Below are 18,746 nucleotides of genomic sequence, written 5' to 3'. Positions count from 1 at the left end.
TTGGGGAGACGACGATGGCCTACCGTAACCTCATCCGGGGCGCGCTTGCGGCTGTGTTGCTGTCGACGACCGCCAACGCCCAGCCGGCGGGCAAGCTCAACGACCGCCTGACCGGCGACCTGGTGCCGACGCATGATCCGGTAATCGCGCGCGAGGGCGGGACCTACTACGTCTTCGGCACCGGGCTGTCGTCGAAGACCTCGCCCGACCTGGTCAACTGGACCGCGCAGGCACCGCTGTTCGCCAAGGTTCCGGACTGGGCCCTCGCGGCCATCCCCGGCAGCAAGGACATGTGGGCGCCGGACATCTCGTTCTGGAACGGCCGCTATCACCTGTATTATTCGGTCTCGACTTTCGGCTCGAACCGCTCGGCGATCGGCCTGGCCACCAGCCCGACGCTCGACCCCAAGGCCCCCGGCTACGGCTGGAAGGACGAGGGCATGGTCGTGATGTCGAACGAGAGCGACGACTTCAACGCCATCGACCCGAACCATGTCATCGACCGGCAGGGCAAGCACTGGCTGGCGCTCGGCAGCTTCTGGACCGGGATCAAGCTGTTCACGCTCGACCCCGCCACCGGCAAGCCCCGCGACCCCGCCGCCAAGCCGTTCTCGCTCGTCCGCCGCCACGCCCCTGTCGGCGGCCCGGCCCCGGTCGAGGCCCCGTTCATCGTCGACCACGGCGGCTATTACTTCCTGTTCGCCTCGTACGACTATTGCTGCAAGGGCGTGAACAGCACCTATTACACCGTCGTCGGCCGCTCGAAGGACATCCGCGGGCCGTATCTCGGCAAGGACGGCAGCAAGCTGATGGACGGCGAGGGGAGCATCTTCCTCCGTGCCGACCTGCAGGAGAAGGAGCGCTTTCGCGGCCCCGGCCACCCCGGCTTCCTGCACGACACCGACGGCAAGGACTATGTCGTCTACCACGCCTATGACAAGCAGAATCACGGAGCGCCGACGCTGCGCGTCGCGCCGGTCAGCTGGGGCGCTGACGGTTGGCCGGTCGCGGATTATTAACGCGGTGCCGGCCAGCCGTCCGCCGTCCACCCGATCGGGGTCACCCGCAGCGCCGGCACGCCCTTGTTCTGCGCGTCGTAGGCGTGGTGGACAATGTACCATTTGTCGCCGTCGTGGAGAACCGTGCCGCCCCCCGGCCCCTTCCAGCGCTTGGTCTTGTCGAGGTCGCCGTGCAGGACGATCTGCGCGAAGCCATCGAGCATCGGCTTCCCGTCGTAGTCGAGATACGGGCCGGTGACCGCCTTCGACCGCCCAACCGCGGTGTAGTAGGTGCTCGCCGCGCCCCGGCAGCAGAAGTCGAACGACGCGAACAGATAATAATAATCGCCGCGGTGGACGAGGTACGGGGCCTCGATCGCGCCCGGGCGAACCCGGCGGGCGAGCGCATGGACGGTCGGGTCGGTGGTCGAGACCTTGCCGGTGGCGGGGTCGATGCGGACCAGCTTGATGCCGGTCCAGAAGCTGCCGAAAACCATCCACTCGCTGCCGTCGCTGTCGACGAACAAGGCCGGGTCGATGGCGTTATAGTCGTCCTTGCGGCCCGACGAAATCACCACGCCCTGGTCGGTCCAACCCGCTCCGGGAGCCTTTGGATCGAGCGTCGTCGCGGTCGCCAGCCCGATCGCGGACGTGTTGCTGCCGAAGGTCGAGGCGCTGTAATAGACCCTGTAGGCGCCGCCGACCTGCGAAATATCGGGGGCCCACAGCCCCTTCACGCCGCGGATCTGCGCTCTCGCCCACGCGGGAATCTGGTCGAAGACCTTGCCGGCGAGCGTCCAGTTGACGAGGTCCTTCGACGTCCGGATCGGGAGCAGCCCGGTGGCGTCGGCGGCCTGCCCAGTCGAGAAGACGTAGTAGGCGTCGGCCGCCTTGATGATCGACGGATCGTGGACCGGGGTGACGTCGCCCGCCGTCGCCGGCTCGCTGGCGGCAGGGGCGGCGTGGGCGATGAGGCTGCTTGCCACCACCGCCCACAGTCTTGTCGTCGACATCATCGTCAGGCTCCGTCCACCCCGCTCAGGTCCCCCGACTAGAAGCGGACGCGGACACCCGCGCCGAAGGTCCGGTCGTACTGGCGGGTGTCGCGCGGCGTGTACCCCGAGGTGCCGAAGCTGTCGTGGTAGGTTTCCTTGAGCAGGTTGGTCGCGTCGACGGTTAGGGTGATCGCCGGGGTCACCGCATAGCTCGCCGAGAAGTCGAGGTACTTGAGCGGCTCGACCACGATCTTGCCGCCGGCATAGGCATCCGAATAGCTGTCGGTGTACTTCGAGCGCCAGTTGTAGGCGAGCCGGGCCGAGAAACCGTACTTCTCGTAGATCGCGACGACGTTGTAGCTGTACTTCGACGTCGAGGTGATCGCCTGATTGCCACCGGCAGCCCCGGTCGCTGTCGGCGGGGCCGCGACCTTGCCGTCGGCCAGCGTGAAATTGGCCTGCGCGCCAAAACCGGCGAGCGGACCCGGCAGGAAGTCGAAGAACTGCTGGTAGCCGGCTTCGATGCCCTTGAGGGTCCCCTTGCCGGCGTTACGGGGGCGAGCCACCAGGAAAGTCTGCGGCAGGCCGTTCTGGTCGTTGAAGACTTCCTGCGACGCATAGGTCTGGATGTAATTGTCGAGGCGCTTGTAGAAACCGCCGAGGGTCACCGACCCGGTGCTCGAGAAATACCACTCCAAGGTCACGTCGAGGTTCTTTGAGGTGACCGGCTTGAGCTCGGCGTTGCCACCGGTGCCGCTGCCGAAAGCGCCCCCGGTGATGCCGAGCTGGGTCAGGCTGGTCGCCGGGTTGAGCTGGGCGAACTGCGGACGCAGGATCGACTTGCCGGCGATGACGCGCCCGACGACGTTATCGAGCAGCTGTGCCTTCAAGGTGAAACTCGGCAGCAGGTCGAGGTCGTTGCGACGGCCACTGATCGGCAATTCGTTGCCGTTCGCGTCGAGCTCGGTCGCCTCGATACCGGTGACAGTATTGACGGCACGCAGGCCGAACACGCCCGAGATGGGAACCGAGCCGGCGTCGAAGCCGTAGCCGATTTCGCCGTAGACCGCATAGACGCGCTCCTTGAGGCTGAACGACAGTGCAGGGTCGAAGGCGCGACCGGCGACCGGGAGACCGGCAAGGGTCCGCAGCTGCTCGATGTTGTCACGAAGGAAACCGCTGCTCGCGAGCGCGAAATTGTCGACGCCGAGCTTGCCGTCGATAATGCTGTCGGCGGAGTTCTTGGCCAGGTCCGGGAACTGCGAGCCCGGCAGGAAGCCGAGCCCGAAACCGGTGCCGTTGGTGCCGCCGGACTCGCCGGTACGCCGTGAGTAGCGCGCGCCGATCTTGAAGTTGCGGAAGAAGCCGTCGCCGAGATCGTAGTTGAGGTCGCCGCGCCAGGCGATGTGCTTGCTGGTCGCCTCGTTGCTGTTGTCGAACAGCGTGTTGAGGTTGAGGATGGCAGGGTTGGTGACGTCGAAGCCGTTGAAGTTGATGCTCGGCGTCCGCCCGGTGAAGTTATAGTCGACCTGCGGCACGACATAGGCGGTATCGAGGACGAGCTGCTGGCTGGTCACCTTGCTGTAGTCGTAGGTGAGTTCGGTCGACAGGGTCGCCGGGCCGGTGTGCCAGCGGGCGCCGACGTTGCCCTGGTAACCGTCCGTCTTCTGCTTGAAGGTCTGCTCGCTGCTGATCGTGAAGTTGTTGCGAGTCGTGACCGTCGCGGCGACCCCGTTGACCGTCTCGGAGCCCGGCGAACCGGCCTGGACCGTCGTCGCGACGACGTCGCCAGCCTTGGGCAGCCCGACGAAAAAGTCGATGTCGTAGTTGTTGCGGTAGCCGGTGAACAGGCCATCGGCGTAGATCTCGAGGTCGGGGGTCGGCTTCCATTGCAGCGCGATGTTGCCGCCGATGCGCCGGCGGTCGCCGTCGATGACCTGGCCGCCGACGGTGTCGGGGATCAGCAACGGGGCGTTGCCGGTCGCGGCGCTGGTGAGCGGGTTGAAGCCGAAGTTGAAGGCGATCTGGTCCTCGTACTTGCGACGATTGTAGGACGCGCCGATCAGCACGCCGAACTCCTGGCCGCTCTTGCTGGTCCAGTGGTTGCTGACGAGGCCGCTGCCGATGTAGCTCCACTTCTTGGCCTGGTCGCCGTAGATGGCGCGGGCGCCGCCGGCGACCTGGAGGCCGTCGAAGTCGAAGGGACGGCGCAGGCGGATGTCGACCGAGCCGGCGATGGCGCCCTCGATCTGGTCCGGGGTGCTGGTCTTGTAGACGTCGATGCCGGCGACGAGCTCGGCCGGGATGTCCGCCAGCGCGACGCCGCGACCGGTGCCGGTGAAGGTCTCGCGGCCGTTGATGTAGGTTTCGATGTCCGGGAGGCCGCGGAGCTGGACCGAAGTTGCCTCGCCGCTGGCACGCGTCACCTGGATGCCGGTGACGCGCTGGAGGGCGTCGGACACGGTGTTGTCGGGCAGCTTGCCGATGTCCTCGGCCGCGATCGAGTCGACGACCTGGATGGAGTTGCGCTTGGTCGCCTGCGCGGTCTTCAGGCTGGCGCGGACGCCGGTGACGATGATCTCGTCGTCGGCTGCGGCGGGAGCGGCGGTGGTGCGGCCCGGCGCCGCTCCCGGGGCATCGCTGACCGAAGTCGAGGGGGCGGTGTCGGTGACGCTGCCGGTGGTCTGGGCGGCGGCGCCGCCTGCCGCGGTCACCGCAAGCACCATTGCCAGCGTCGAGACGGACCTCATGAGCCGGTTGTCGATCATTCGAATCTCCCCAATGGCCGCGACGCCGATTGAACCGGCTTCCACGCATTACTTGGACAAGCGCTAGAGCGCGTTCAGGGGAAGAACAAGCGGAAAGGCAGAACTACTCCGACAAGAAATTGGTGGGTGATGTTAATTTATCACGTTATGCTGGGCGGGCTGCCCATCCCTGTGCGCCGGAGACGAGAGAAGTGAAGCATTCGGTGCGCCTTGCGCTCTCTGCCCGTCTGTGGGTACGCACCATGGCGCTCGGACTCCTCGCGTTGGGCGTAACCGCCGCCGCACCGGGCGGGCAGTCGGCCCAGCGGCTCGACCCGGAGGCGGTGCTGAGCGCACGCTTCGGCAACGACGCCGCCTGGTACCGCGTCAACATCCCGCTGTTCGCCTCGTCTGACGCGACCCTCGACTCGGTCTATTATTACCGCTGGGCGGTGTTCCGTGCGCACCAGCGCGATCTCGGCACGCTCGGCTTCATCACCACCGAATTCCTCGACGACGTCGGCTGGCAGCGCGAGCCCTACGCCAGCCTCAACGACGCCTCGGGCTTCCATATCGCCGAGGGACGATGGCTCCGCGACCGGCGATACGCAGGCGATTACATTGACTTCCTCCACGAGCAGGGTGGCAATGATCGGCACTTCAGCGAGGCGATCGCCGACGCGACCTATGCGCGCTTCCTCGTCGACGGCGACCTCACGGCGGCGACAAGGCACCTCCCCGTCATGCGCCAGACGTACGCCTTGTGGGACGAGCGCTTCGACTTCGACCGGCAGCTCTACTGGATCGAGCCGTTGCTCGACGCGACCGAGTACACCATCAGTTCGATCGATGCGTCGGGCGGCATCGACGGCTTCAGGGGCGGGCAGGCGTTCCGGCCTTCCATCAACGCCTACATGTTCGCCAACGCGCGCGCGATCTCACGGCTCTCGGCGTTGTCTGGCGATAGCGCGACCGCTGCCGATTATGCGGCCCGCGCCGCCAGCCTCCGCGACCACCTCGAGGCGTCGCTTTGGAGCCCCGGCCTGACGCACTTCATCGACCGGTACCAGGTCGGCAACGATCAAGTCCGCGCCTGGGACCCGATCCGTGGCCGCGAACTCGTCGGCTATTTGCCGTGGACCTTCGGGCTGCCGGCGGACGAGGCGCGCTACGCCGCGGCCTGGAAGCACCTCGCACCCACCGAACTCGGCGGCGCCTTTGGATTGCGGACGGTCGAGCCGAGCTATCGATATTACATGCGCCAATATCGCTACGACAAGCCGACCGGCCTGCGCGAGTGTCAGTGGAACGGCCCGGTCTGGCCGTTCCAGACGACCCAGGTTCTCCTCGCGATGGGCAATCTGATCCGGGACTACCGGCAGCACGATGTCACCCGGTCTGAGTATATCCGGCTGCTGCGCCAGTATGCGCGGCTGCATTTCCAAGGCGACCGCCTTGATCTAGAGGAGGACTATGACCCCGCCACGGGCAAGCCGATCGTCGGGCTGGCGCGCAGCCACCATTATTTCCACTCGGGGTTCGACGACCTGATCTTGGGCGGCGTCGTCGGAATCCGGCCGCGCGAGGGCGACGTGCTGGAGGTCGATCCGCTCGCCGTCGACGCACCGCGCGACCCTGTCGCGATGAGCTGGTTCATCGCGCAGGACGTGCCGTATCATGGGCATCTGGTGACCGTCGTCTACGACCGCGGCGGCACGCGCTTCGGTGGTCGCGCCGGGCTTGCGGTCTATGTCGACGGCGCGCTGGCGGGGTCGGCGGCGACGCTGTCGCGGATCGTCGTGCCGGTGACGCGCCTCGCGCCGCCGCCGATCGCGCGTCCGATCGACCTCGCGGTCGAGCTTGTGCGGGGGCAGTTCCCGAAGCCGAGCGCGTCGAACGATGCGAGCGCCGAGATGGTCCATGACGCCGTCGACGGGCGGGTGATGTTCTTCCCGGAAAGCCCGAATGGCTGGAAAACCAAGGCGGGGTCGGGGGAGGCGTGGTTCGCGGTCGATCTCGGGCGCGCGATGCCGGTGGCCGGGGCGGAGCTGGCGTTCTTCGGCGATGGCAAGGCGTTCGCGACTCCCGCCAGCTACCGGCTCGAAACCTGGCGGGACGGGGCGTGGCGCTCGGTTCCCGCCGACACGAGCGCCCCGCCGCTCCCAAATGGCGTGACCGGGATCCCCTGGCCAGAGCGGGAGGCGAGACGGGTGCGCGTGGTGCTGCAGCCGCAGGCGGGCAAGCAGGTCAGGCTGGTCGAGTTCAAGCTGTTCTAGGAGCGGGAAGGGCGATCAAACCCCGGCGTTTCTAGGCGAGCAGTTCGAAGCTGCCCTTTAGCCCCCCGACCGCCGACGGCCCGATCCAGATGTCGAACAGGCCCGGCTCGACGATCGGCTTCTCGTCGAGGCCGACGTACAGCAGGTCGGCGCGGCTCAGCGTAAAGCCGACGGTGGCGCTGGCTCCGGCGGCGAGTGCGACCTTTCGAAAGCCCTTGAGCTGGCGGACCGGGCGCGTGGTGCTGGCGACCTGGTCGCGGATGTACAGTTGCACGACCTCCTCGGCGTCGCGGGTGCCGGTGTTGGCGACCTTGACCGACACCGCGAGGCGACCGTCGGCCGCTAGCTTGCCGCCGCCGACATCGAGCCCGCTGTAGCCGATCCGGCCATAGGTCAGCCCGTGTCCGAAGGGGAACAGCGCCTCGTGCGGCCCGGTTTGCCAGTGCGCCTTGAACGCCTCCAGCGGCCCGGGAGGGTTGGGGCGGCCGGTCGGCTTGTGGTCGTAATAATAGGGTTCCTGCCCGGACTCGCGCGGGAAACTGACCGGCAGGCGGGCCGAGGGGCCGTGGAGTCCGAACAGCACGTCGGCAAGCGCCGGGCCGGTCGCCGAGCCGAGGAACCAACTGACGAGGATCGCCGGCGCGCCGAGTACTGCACCGTCCAGTGCCAGCGCGCGGCCGTTCTTGAGGACCACGACGACGGGCTTGCCAGCGGCGGCGACGGCCTCGGCAAGCGCGATCTGGGCGGCGGGGATCGTGACGCTGGTCCGGGACTGGGCTTCGCCCGACATGCTCGCGGTCTCGCCGAGCGCGAGCACCACGACGTCGGCGCGGCGGGCGGCGTGGACCGCCTCCTGGATACCTTCGCGGGTCGCGGTGTCGACTTTCGAGCCCTCGGTGACGGTGAGCAGCTTGGGGTCCTTGAGCGCGGCGCGGATCCCGGTCGCGAGGTCGATCGACTGGTTGTCGTCGCCGTAGACGCACCACGGCCCGATCAGATCATGCTGGCCCGACGCGAACGGCCCGATCAGGGCGATGCGCTGGCTTTCGGTCTTCAGCGGTAGCAGGTCGCCCTCGTTCTTGAGCAGGACCACCGACCGGCGCGCGGCGTCGCGAGCGAGCGCCAGGTTGGCCGGAGTCCGCACCTTCGATTTCTCGCGGCTCGGGGACAGGCGGCGGTAGGGGTCCTCGAGCAGGCCGAGGCGCGCCTTGAGTGCCAGCACCCGGCGAACGGCCTCGTCGACGCGGCCCATTGGGACGAGGCCGTCGGCGACCAGCCCGGGCAGATGCTGGAGGTAGAGGCCGCTGGCCATCGACATGTCGACGCCCGCGAGTATCGCGAGGCGGGCCGCGTCGCGCCCGTCGGCGGCGACGCCATGCGCGATCAGCTCCTCGTCCCCGGTATAGTCGGAGACCACCAGCCCGGTGAAGTTCCACTCGCCGCGAAGCACGTCGGACAGCAGCCAGCGGTTGGCGGTGGCGGGGACGCCCGCGACGTCGTTGAAGGCGGCCATCGCGGTTGCGGCACCGGCCTCGAAGGCGCTCTCGAAGGGCGGGAAATAGGTCTCGCGCAGGGTCCGCTCGGAGACGTCGGCACCGTTGTAGTCGAGCCCGGCCTCGGCCGCGCCGTAGGCGGCGAAGTGCTTGGCGCAGGCGGCGACCGCGTCGTTGTCGGTGAGCGCGTCGCCCTGGAAGCCGGCGACCCGCGCGGCAGCGAACTGCCGCCCGAGGTAGACGTCCTCGCCGGCGCCTTCGACGCCGCGACCCCAGCGGGCGTCGCGGGCGATATCGACCATCGGTGCGAAGGTCCAGTCGATGCCGGCGGCGGCGGCCTCGGTGGCGGCGACGCGCGCGGTGCGGCGGGCGAGGTCGGGTTCGAAGCTGGCGGCTTCACCCAAGGGGACCGGGAATACGGTGCGGTGGCCATGGATGATGTCGGCGGCGAAAACCAGCGGGATGCCGAGGCGGCTGCGCAGCGCCTCCCGCTGGAGACGGCGGTGCCAGTCGACGCCGGCGCCGTTGAAGATGCCGGTCAGCTGCCCGGCGCGGGCGGCGGCAAGCTGCCCGGTGATGCTCGACGGGATGCCGGGGTTGAGCTTGGTCGCCGCGCCGCCACCGATGGCTGAGGGCATCAGGGTAAGCTGGCCGGCCTTCTCGGCGATGGTCATGCGCGCGATCAGCGCGTCGACGGCGGGGGGCACGGCGGGGCCGGGGCCGAGTGCGAGGCCAAAGGCGGGGCGGGACAGGGCGGCACCGACGGCGGCGGCACCACCGAGCTTTATGATGTTGCGACGGCTGATCATGCCGCGGCCTGTGCGGGCGCGGCCGACGTCTTGAGCCAGCCTCCAGTGAAGCCGGCACGGGTCAGGCCAGCGCGAATGTAAGGGTTGCGACGCATGATGGTCCAGATGAGACCGGTGCGGTGGTTCTCGATCATCGCCAGGATCGGACCCTGGTCGATGCCAATGTAATCGTCGTCGAACCAGCCCTTGTCCGGCACGACGCGGCCATGCTTGAGCCGGATTTCGCTGACAAACGTCTCGTTGAAGGCATCGAGGAAGCCGTAGGCGCCGTACAGGTCGTCGCCGTGGCGGGCCTTCATCGCCATCAGCGCGGGCAGGCAGATCTCCGGTGCGAACGGCATCGAGCCGCCGGCCGCGGTCGGGGCGATGGTGCCGTCGTCGAAATCACCGACGCCGCGGGCCGAGTAGGAGCGGAAGCGGCGGCTCGCGCCGTCGACCTCGAGCTCGATGTCGGTCGGGCCGTCGCAGGCGGTCAGGCCCCACTGGTTCGCCCCGTAGCCGCGCCAGCCGTCGGGATTGGCCATCGCGTAATTGCGGTGCTGAACCGTGGCACGGCGGCTGTTCTCGAAGTAATCGATGCCCTTTGTGCGCATGAAGGCGTCCTGGATCTCGCGGAAATCGATCCAGACGTGGCTGTACTGGTGACCGAACAGCGGCCCGAAGCGGAGCTGCGACAGGTCGCCGGAGTCGGTCCAGTAGGTCGCGAGCTTAGCGCTCCATGCGGTCCAGCTGGCGGGTTCGAGCGCATAGACCGGGGCGCCGAGCCCGAGAATGTAGACCAGCATGCCCTCGTTATAGGCCTCCCAGTCGTAGGCGATGAAGCCGGCCTCGGGGGTCCAGCCCATCGAGATTACCGCGCCGCGGGTCATCGCCCAGCGCCAGTCGACCTTGCGGTACAGGTCGTCCGCCAGCTTGCGGATCTCGGCTTCCTCAGGCGCGTCGTAATAGGTCATCGCCAGCAGCACGCCCATCATCAGCAGCGCCGTGTCGACCGTCGACACCTCACACTTCTCGAAGCGCATGCCGTCGCGAGTATCGAGGAAATGATAGAAGAAACCGTAATAGCCGACACGGTCGTCGGCCTCGGGGCCCTGCGGCGCGGCGGACAGGAACTTGAGCATCGCCAGCGTGCGCTTGGCGGCCTCCGCGCGGGGAGCGTAGCCGCGCTCGACGCCGATGACGAAGCCGGTCAGCGCAAAGCCCATCGCGGCGATGCTGGCGAACGACGGCGTCGGGAAACGGTCGGGCGCGAGGCCGCGATTGAGTTCGGTGGTTTCCCAGAAATAGTTGAAGGTGCGGCGCTGGACGTCATCGAGGAAGGCGTCGACCTCCGGGCCCTTTGGCACCTCGCCGCCGCCCGACACGACCCGCTTGATCGCGCCGAGGCTCTCGCCGACGGTCTGGCAGCCGGGCAGCGTCGCCGCGAGGCCGGTCGCGGCGAGCCCGGAAAGCAATGTACGGCGGTCGAGCGCCCAGGGACCGGCGCTCGCTGGTGGCATCAGAAGGTGAAGCGCGCGCCGAACTGGAAGCTGCGCGGCGGGCCGTCGAGCGCGTTCGGGGTCCCGAAGCTCGGGTTGCCGCCGGGTCCGATAAAGCTGTCGTAGCCGCCGAAGTTGGCTCGGTTGAACAGGTTGAAGACCTCCGCGGTGAGTTGCAGGCGATACCCGCCCTCGCCGTCCTTGTCAGCCCCGAAGCGGATATTCTTCGCCAGCCGGACGTCGACCTGCCGGAAACTCTTGGGCTTGCCGTAGTTGCCGATGACCAGGTTCTCGCCAAAACCCCGGCTCGCATCGGTGACCGAGAACGGCTGGCCTGAGCCGATCACCATCAGGGTCGAGATCTGCGCGTCCCACGGCAGGTCGGCGATGCCGGAGAAGACGACGCGGTGGCGTTCGTCGCCGGCGTTGGGCCGGAACGGCTGGCTGGCGACGTCGGGGAAGTCGAAGTTGAACGAGTAGCCGCGCTCCTTCGAGAAGGCCATCGTGTAGGCGACGTTCATGCCCCAGCCGGAGGCGCGGGTGTAGGGCTTGTCGACGGTCAGGAAGATGCCGTCGTACTTGCTGGCGCGAGCCTGGGTTAGTGCGACGACGTTGGAGAAGCCCGGCACCGCGATAAAGTCGTAAAATCCGCTGGCGTTACGTGCGACCGAGCGGTTGGCGGGGAAATAGCCGACCTGGCCGTCGGCGTTGATGTGTTGGTAGCTGAGCGAGGTCTGCAGCCGCCCGATCTTCTGGCGGACGCCGATGCTGAACTGGTCGGTGCGCGGCGGCCGGGTGTCGTTGCGGATGACGCGGAGCTCGCCGTTCGGGGCGACGCTGGTCGCGATCAGGCCCTCCAGGCCCTCGCGGCTGAGGTAGCTGTCGTTCCACAGGATGGTCGGCTGGTTGTTGCGCGGCAGACCGTCCTTGGAGAATTCGAAGGTGCGCAGCACGAACTGGCGCAGCAGGCTTTCCTCGGCAGCGTTGCGGAACAGCGTGCGGTCGAAATAGCGTCCGAAGCCGGCGAAGAACACCGTGCGCTGGTCGTCGTTCAGGTCGTACGAGAAGCCGATGCGCGGCTGGAATGCCTTCAGATAGGGTTTCCGGTTGTTGCCCGTCGAGATGTAGTCGTCGGCGCGGTAGTTGCTGCCCTGGCCGGCGAGGCTGGTCTCCAGCGAGCGCAGTGCGGTGACCGCATCGGGCGGGGTGACATAGCCGTTGTTCTTGGCGTTGCTCTCATAGTCCCAGCGCAGGCCGATGTTCATGGTCAGCTTGTCCGTGATCTCCCAGTCGTCCTGCGCGAAGACGCCAATCTGGGTATCCTTGGCGGTGACCTGCGGGTCGCCGAGCCCGAACTTCGCCTCGAACGGCTGGGTGAAGTCCTCGTTCTGCGTCGCATCGATGCGGTAGCTGAACAGCGGGTTGCCGCTGATGTCGTTGTTTACACTGTATTTCTGGAAGGAGACCTTGCCGCCGAACTTGATGACGTGGTTGCCGCCGAACAGATCGATGTTCGACAGCGTGACATTGTCGCGCAGCGTCAGGCCCTTCTGGACGACGTTCTGCACCGTATCGCGACCGCCGATGCGGACGACGCCCTGGAAATCCTGGCCGACCAGATCGGGGTTCAGCGAGGTCGGCAGGAACCGGTAGTAGAGATAGTCGACCGTCGCCTCATTGAGGAAGTCCTCGCGCTTGTACTGCCAGCGCAGATTGCCGGTGTAGACGTCGTTCTTGGTCAGCGACGCGGCTTCCTGCGCAGTCGCGCCGCCGAAGCCCGCGGTCTCCTTGTCCTGCCGGAAGCTGCCGGACAGCTCCACGGTGTTAACGTCGTCGGGCTGGAAGCTGAGCTTGCCGAACGCCAGCTTCTCGCGGAACGGCTGCAGGAAACTGCCCTCGTACTTGCCAAAGCGCGTGATGTTATCGGGCGTCCGGTTGCCGAGCAGCACCGTCTGGACGCGGTTCTCGTCGTTGCCCTCGTACGACACGAAGAAGTTGAGCTTGTCCTTGATGATGGGGCCGCCGAGCGACAAGCCGTACTGCTTGCGCTTGAAATCGTCCTTCGGAAGGTCGTTCTTCTTCTGGAAATAATCCTTCTCGCGCAGGTTCTTGTCCTGGTAGAAACCGAAGGCCTCGCCGTGGAACTGGTTGCCGCCGCTCTTGGTGACGGCGGTAATGACGGTGGTGCCGGCGTCCTCGTATTCGGCCTTGTAGTTCGACGACAGGACGCGGAACTCCTGCACCGCCGATTGCGGGAACGGGTTGCCGCGGCTCGAATCCTGCCCGACGAGGCCGCCCTGCTGGATGTTCGACTTCAGGCTGACGCCGTCGATGAAGACGTTGATTTGCGGGCTGGCGAGGTTCTCGCCGTTGGGGTCCTCGCTGACGCCGCCGCCCGAGAAGGTCTTGCGGAGCTCGTTGGTGCTGGTCCGCACGCCGGGCGCCAGCTGGGCGAAGTTGAGGAAGTTGCGGCTCGACTGGGGCAGATTCTCGATCTGGCGGGTGGTGACGTTGGTGCCGATCTCGGAGGTCTTGGTCTCGACCAGCTGCCCGGCGGTGACGACGATGTCGGGACCGCTGGTGGTCGGCGCGACGTCGATATCGAGGGTCGCGGACTGGCCGACGCCGACGGTGACGCGGCGCGCGGTCTTCACGCCGCCGGCGTCGAACGCGATGTCGTAGGTGCCGGGGCGCAGGCCTGGCAGGGCATAATTGCCGTTCGCGCCTGCAGTCGTGCGCGCCGTGAAGCCGCTGCTGACATCGGTGGCGACGACGGTCGCGCCGGGCGCGGGCGCAGCGGCGTTGCTGATGCTGCCGCGGATGATGCCGGTGGTCAGCTGGGCATAAGCCGGGACCGCGGCGGCGATCAGCCCGACGGTGGCGAAATAGCGCGCGAGAGTTCTGCTGTGCATCGTCCTACCCCTTGGTGCTCGGGCCCGGACATTCCATCCATCACCCGGTCGCGGCTTTTTCCGCAACATTTGTTGCGTGTGCCACTACACCAACGAAACGGGTCGGGCGTTCCGCTTACGCACCTGTAACGAGCGTCGACTGTGGCTTGCGGGTGACAGGCTGTGGCCGGCTCAGGCTCGGCGGGCGGTGCTCAGGCGTTCGACCAGCGCGTAGTCGAGGCGGCGCTTGAAGATGGCATCGGTCGGGTGGGTCCGGTATTGCGGATCAACCAGAATATCGACCGCGCCCGCCGCCATCTCGGCCTTGGGCTGGCGGATGGTGGTGATCTGTGGCCACGCCGCGCGCGAGGTCGGGGCATCGTCGAAGCCCGCCACCGACAGCCGGTCGGGAACGCCGATGCCGAGGCGGATTGCAGTGATCAGCACGCCGAGCGCCATGTCGTCGTTGCTGGCAAAAATCGCCGTCGGCAGCGTCGCTGCGCACAGCATCTCGCTGCCGAGGTTCAGCCCGGAGCGGAACGAGAAATCGCCCTCGCGGATGTGGTCCGGATGGGGGGTCAGTCCGGCCCTGGCCATGGCGTCGCCAAAGCCCTCGAAGCGCTTGAGCGAGGCCGAATGCGCGGGGTCACCCTTGATAAAGCCGATGTCGCGGTGGCCGAGGCCGATCAGATATTCGGTCATCCGGGCGGCGGCGGCGCGGTCGTCCATTTCGACGAGGCCGGAGCGCTCGGGGTCGCCGCGTGGCGAGATCCGCACGTAGGGCAGGCCTTCCTTGTCGAGCAGGTCGAGCAGCGCCGGGTCGTCGCAGATCGGCGGAGTCAGGATCGCACCGTCGATGCGCAGCGCGCGAATGCTGTCGAGAACCTGGCTGGTCCACGTCGGCGCCGACACGTCGAGCGGCTCGACCACCAGGTGATAGCCACGCTGGCGGCAGCGCAGCAGCGCCCCGAGCTGCAGGTCGGCGGCATAGCCCGAGCCGGGGTCGTCGAGGAACAGGCCGAGCAGGTATGAACGCGAGCTCGACAGGCTGCGGGCGAAGGCGTTGGGGCGGTAGTCGAGCTGGTCGACGATGCGCTGCACCGCCTCGCGGACCTCCGGGCGGACGTGCTGCTCGCCGTTGATGACGCGGGACACGGTCTTGGGTGAGACCCCGGCCCGCAGCGCGACGTCCTTGAGGGTGATCGGCCTCATGCCCGGCAGCTGCGCGCGAAGGCAGCGATGCCGAGGTAGCAGACGGCGGGCAGCAGCAGCGCCGGGCCGAGGCCGGCAGCATCGGCGGCGACTCCGGTCAGCACCGGGATGACTGCGCCGCCGACCACCGCCATGCACAGCAGCATCGACGCGACCGGGGCGGCACGGCGGTCGGCGGGCAGCGCGAGCGCGTAGATCGTCGGGTACATCACCGAATTGCACAGGCCGACCGCGAGCAGCGCCCCGGCTCCGGTCCAGCCGGTGGCGAAACTTGCCACGCCGGTCAGCAGCGCCGCGGCGACCCCGCTGGCCGCCAGCACCAGCGGCGGCGACACGCGCTGCAGCAGCGCCGCACCGACAAAGCGCCCGACCATCGCGCCACCCCAGTACAGGCTGACCATGCGCCCCGCAGCGACCGGGCCGACCCCGAGGATATCCGTGCGCATCAGGTAATTGACCAGCAGAGCGCCGATGGTGACCTCTGCGCCGACATACGCGAAGATCGCCGCGGTCCCCCCGACCAACCGTCGGTCCCGGAGTGCGGCGCGGAGGTGGCGGGGGCTAGGGCGGTGGTCGGCTTCGGATGGGGACCTGGGCAGCAGGTTGCGCTGCGCGAGGAACGCGAGCGCCAGCACGGCGAGGATGCCGGCTCCGATCAGGAAGGGCAAGCCGACCGCCCCTGCGCTGGTATCGCCGAGCAGCAGCGACGCGCCGAGCAGTGGCCCGAGCACCGTGCCGAGCGAGTTGAAGCCCTGCAGCAGCGTCAGCCGCGCCGCCGAGCCGGTCGCGGGTCCGACGACAGCAACGACAGTGTTGGCTGCGATCTGCAGGAAAGTGATCCCGAGCGACAGCAGCAGCAGCGCGCCGAGCACCAGCGCAAAGGCTTGCGCCGAGTTCGCCGCCGCCAGCGCCAGGCAGGCGACCGCCATGATGCCCAGCCCGGTGGCGATCGAGCGCATATAGCCGGAGCGAACGATGACCAGCGTGATCGGCACCGCGAACACCAGGTAGCTGGCGTGACTGGCGAATTGCACCAGCAACGCCTCGGCATAGCCGATCCCGGCGATCGCCTTGAAGCGCGGCACCAGCAGGCTGACCAGCGCGGTCAGGAAGCCGCCGATGAAGAACACCCCGATCGACAGCATGAACAGGCGCGCGGTGACCCGCGCACCATCCCCCGCCGCCGTGTCGCTCGCCACCCCGCTCCCCATGACACCAGCCTTACAGCGGGACTGTGGCTTCGGAAATACACCTTACTAATTTTCGTGACATCGCTGTCATTGACGTTTGACATCGATGTCGGAGCGAAAGATGAAGCCGGCAAGCCACATCGAGGGCGTTTCCGGGAGGAATTGAGAATGAATTACCGAGTTCTTGCGATTTCATTGACGGCTTCGCTGCTGTCGGGCACCGCCATGGCGCAGACCACGGTCGCTCCTGCCGGTCCGCCGCCCGAGGCCCAAAACCCGGCCACGCCGGCCAACGTCGCCGTTGCCGACGCCGGCGACATCATCATCACGGCGACCCGCCGCGAGACCAACCTGCAGTCGACCCCGATCGCGGTGTCGGCGTTCAGCCAGGCGACCCTCGACCGCCAGCAGGTCCGCGACGTCACCGACCTCGCGCGCTTCGTTCCCAGCCTGCAGTTCACCCAGCAAGGCGACCAGTCGGCAGTGCTGCTGACGCTCCGCGGCATCGGCAACGACAGCGCCTACACCGAAGTCGCCGACCCGGAGGTCGCGATCTACATCAACGGCGTCTACAGCCCGCGCGCCCAGGGCGCCTCGCTGCTCGCCTATGACCTCGAGCGCGTCGAAGTGCTGCGCGGGCCGCAGGGCACCCTGTTCGGCCGCAACGCCACCGTCGGCGCGCTGAGCTTCATCACCGCCAAGCCCAACTTCGACGGCGTCCACGGCTACGTCGAGGCGGTCGCGGGCGACTACAAGCGCTTCGGCAGCCGCGGCGCGATCAATCTGCCGGTCACCGACAATCTGGCCTTCCGCATCGCCTTCGCGACCGAGCGTAACGACGGCTATGCCAGCTACCAGCCGGCCCCGAACGTGCCCGGCATCGACCCCGCCGCCTACATCACCTCGGGCAAGCGCTACTACGCCCGCGACCAGCAGACCGGCCGTGTCAGCATGCTGTGGAAGCCGACCGACCGGCTGACCTGGAACCTCAGCGCCGAGGGCTTCCTCGACAACGGCGCGCCGGTCATCGGCCTGCTGCAGACGCCCCGCGCCGGCACCAGGCGCTGGTCGACGCTGTCTGACACCGCCCCCGACACCGACCGCTACTCGGTCGCGCTGCGCAGCACGATCGACTACCAGATCAGCGACGGCATCCAGGCGACCTACATCGCCGGCTTCTCGCGCCTCGGCGGCAGCACCCAGACCGACGCCGATGCCGGCGCCCTGCCGCCGACCGGCGGCTTCGATCCCGAGACCGGCAAGTTGCTGTACCTCGGCGGCTTCGGCCAGAACGCGACGATCAACTCGCGCTACGATTCGATGAGCCACGAATTCCAGCTCAAGTCGTCGGGCGACAACGTCATCGACTGGATCGCCGGCGCTTATTACAGCCACGAGAAGAACAAGATCCGCTTCGACGTCGACCAGCGCGACGGTTACCGCGGCAGCAGCACCCGCGCTTTCGTCGGCAGCTTCATCCAGGCCGACCGCGAGATCGACTCGCTCGCCGGCTTCGGCCAGGTGACGTGGCATGCGACCGACTGGCTGCGCGCCACCGGTGGCCTGCGCTACACCCACGACACCAAGCAGGACGTCGGCGGACGCAACGTGACCGCGTTCGGCTGCCCGGACACCGGCCCCTGCAACGTCAACATCTTCGGCCAGTTCCCGCACGCCACGGCGGAGGAACTGGTGGCTTTGCTCAACGCGCAGGGCGGCGCGTTCGCGATCTCCAGCAACGACGTGAAGGGCCACTGGAACAAGCTTAGCTGGCTCGCCCGCGTCGACGCCGACCTGATGCCGGGCATGCTCGGCTACGCCAGCGTCAGCACCGGCTTCAAGGGTGGTAACATCCAGGACGGCGGCGAGACGACGCGGCCGGAGACGATCACCAACTACGAAGTCGGCCTCAAGTCGCGCCTGTTCGACCGCAAGCTGACCCTCAACCTCGCGGCTTATTATTCCGACTTCAAGGGCTACCAGGTCAACCAGGTCCGCAACACGCTCGACAGCGCGGGCAACACCATCGCCTCGCAGATCGTCACCGAGAACGCCAAGGGCGCGACCGCCTACGGCTTCGAGGCCGAAGCCGTCGCCAACCTGACCGACGACGACCGCCTGCAGGTGTCGGCGACCGTGCAGAAGACCAAGCTGAAGACGCTGATCACCGTCGACGGACGCTTCGACGATGCCGGCAACGTGCTCAACCAGCGCGACCTGAAGGGCAACGAACTCGCTCACGCGCCGCGCTTCTCGATGACCGCGACCTACGAGCACGACTTCCACCTCGCGAACGGCGGCACGATCACGCCGCGCGGCACCATCCACTACGAGACGCGCAGCTGGCTGAGCTTCTTCGACGGCGACCGGACCAACCGCGTCGTCAACGGTGTGCCGGTCTATTACGGGTCTGACTTCGACAAGCAGAAGGCCTACACCCGCAGCGATATCGCGCTGCGCTACACGCCCGCCGAGGACAAGTGGATGATCGAAGGCTTCGTCCAGAACGTCGAGGACGGCCACATCCGCACCAACGCATCGACCTTCGGCCCAACGCGCTATGCGCCGGTGTTCCTGTCCAACCTCCAGGCCCCGCGTACGTTCGGTGGCCGGGTCCGCGTCAACTTCTGACCTGCATCCAACCGAGGTTCGAGCGA

At 67.5% G+C, this 18,746-nt stretch carries 10 protein-coding genes; 3 read left to right on the top strand and 7 right to left on the bottom strand.

Annotation, left to right across the window (positions count from 1 at the left end; all coding sequences use genetic code 11):
- Window positions 1–14: 14 nt before the first annotated feature.
- The gene (locus KX816_15155) at window positions 15–1,019 is read left to right on the top strand and encodes an arabinan endo-1,5-alpha-L-arabinosidase (GenBank protein ID QXQ05558.1); all 1,005 of its coding nucleotides are present in this window, start codon (window positions 15–17) and stop codon (window positions 1,017–1,019) included.
- Here the strand turns inward: KX816_15155 and KX816_15150 are convergent.
- Together KX816_15150 and KX816_15145 are read right to left on the bottom strand one after the other, a co-directional pair.
- Window positions 1,016–2,014: an arabinan endo-1,5-alpha-L-arabinosidase gene (locus tag KX816_15150; protein ID QXQ05557.1), complete on the bottom strand. Its 999-nt coding sequence runs from the start codon at window positions 2,012–2,014 to the stop codon at window positions 1,016–1,018. The genes KX816_15155 and KX816_15150 overlap by 4 nt on opposite strands.
- A 35-nt stretch (window positions 2,015–2,049) precedes the next feature.
- Window positions 2,050–4,761: a TonB-dependent receptor gene (locus tag KX816_15145; GenBank protein ID QXQ05556.1), complete on the bottom strand. Its 2,712-nt coding sequence runs from the start codon at window positions 4,759–4,761 to the stop codon at window positions 2,050–2,052.
- Between the two features lie 242 nt (window positions 4,762–5,003).
- Between KX816_15145 and KX816_15140 the strand changes: the two genes are divergently transcribed.
- Window positions 5,004–7,016, top strand: a complete 2,013-nt coding sequence (locus tag KX816_15140) for a discoidin domain-containing protein (protein ID QXQ05555.1) — start codon at window positions 5,004–5,006, stop codon at window positions 7,014–7,016.
- 31 nt (window positions 7,017–7,047) lie between these two features.
- Here KX816_15140 and KX816_15135 read toward each other — a convergent pair whose 3' ends face one another.
- The 5 genes from KX816_15135 to gluP all read right to left on the bottom strand — a co-directional run bounded on the left by KX816_15135 (window position 7,048) and on the right by gluP (window position 16,110).
- Window positions 7,048–9,318, bottom strand: a complete 2,271-nt coding sequence (locus KX816_15135) for a glycoside hydrolase family 3 C-terminal domain-containing protein (protein ID QXQ05554.1) — start codon at window positions 9,316–9,318, stop codon at window positions 7,048–7,050.
- On the bottom strand, window positions 9,315–10,817 hold the full coding sequence (locus tag KX816_15130) for a Tat pathway signal protein (GenBank protein QXQ05553.1): 1,503 nt from the start codon (window positions 10,815–10,817) through the stop codon (window positions 9,315–9,317). Before KX816_15130 ends, KX816_15135 begins: the two co-directional genes overlap by 4 nt.
- Window positions 10,817–13,708 carry a TonB-dependent receptor gene (locus KX816_15125; protein QXQ05552.1) on the bottom strand — a complete coding sequence of 964 codons (2,892 nt, stop codon included), beginning with the start codon at window positions 13,706–13,708 and terminating at the stop codon, window positions 10,817–10,819. The genes KX816_15130 and KX816_15125 overlap by 1 nt, the downstream gene beginning before the upstream one ends.
- 171 nt (window positions 13,709–13,879) lie before the next feature.
- Window positions 13,880–14,899, bottom strand: coding sequence for a LacI family DNA-binding transcriptional regulator (locus KX816_15120; protein QXQ05551.1), 1,020 nt, complete (start codon window positions 14,897–14,899; stop codon window positions 13,880–13,882).
- Window positions 14,896–16,110: a glucose/galactose MFS transporter gene (gluP, locus tag KX816_15115; GenBank protein ID QXQ05550.1), complete on the bottom strand. Its 1,215-nt coding sequence runs from the start codon at window positions 16,108–16,110 to the stop codon at window positions 14,896–14,898. Before gluP ends, KX816_15120 begins: the two co-directional genes overlap by 4 nt.
- Window positions 16,111–16,257: 147 nt before the next feature.
- Here gluP and KX816_15110 point away from each other — a divergent pair, with 147 nt between their 5' ends.
- A complete protein-coding gene (locus KX816_15110; GenBank protein QXQ05549.1) occupies window positions 16,258–18,720 on the top strand; it encodes a TonB-dependent receptor in 2,463 nt (820 codons plus the stop codon).
- Window positions 18,721–18,746: the final 26 nt, after the last annotated feature.

Source organism: Sphingosinicellaceae bacterium, assembly GCA_019285715.1.
GTDB lineage: Bacteria > Pseudomonadota > Alphaproteobacteria > Sphingomonadales > Sphingomonadaceae > Glacieibacterium.
Note: the sequence above shows the minus strand (reverse complement) of the source record. Positions and strands in the feature narration are given on the sequence as shown.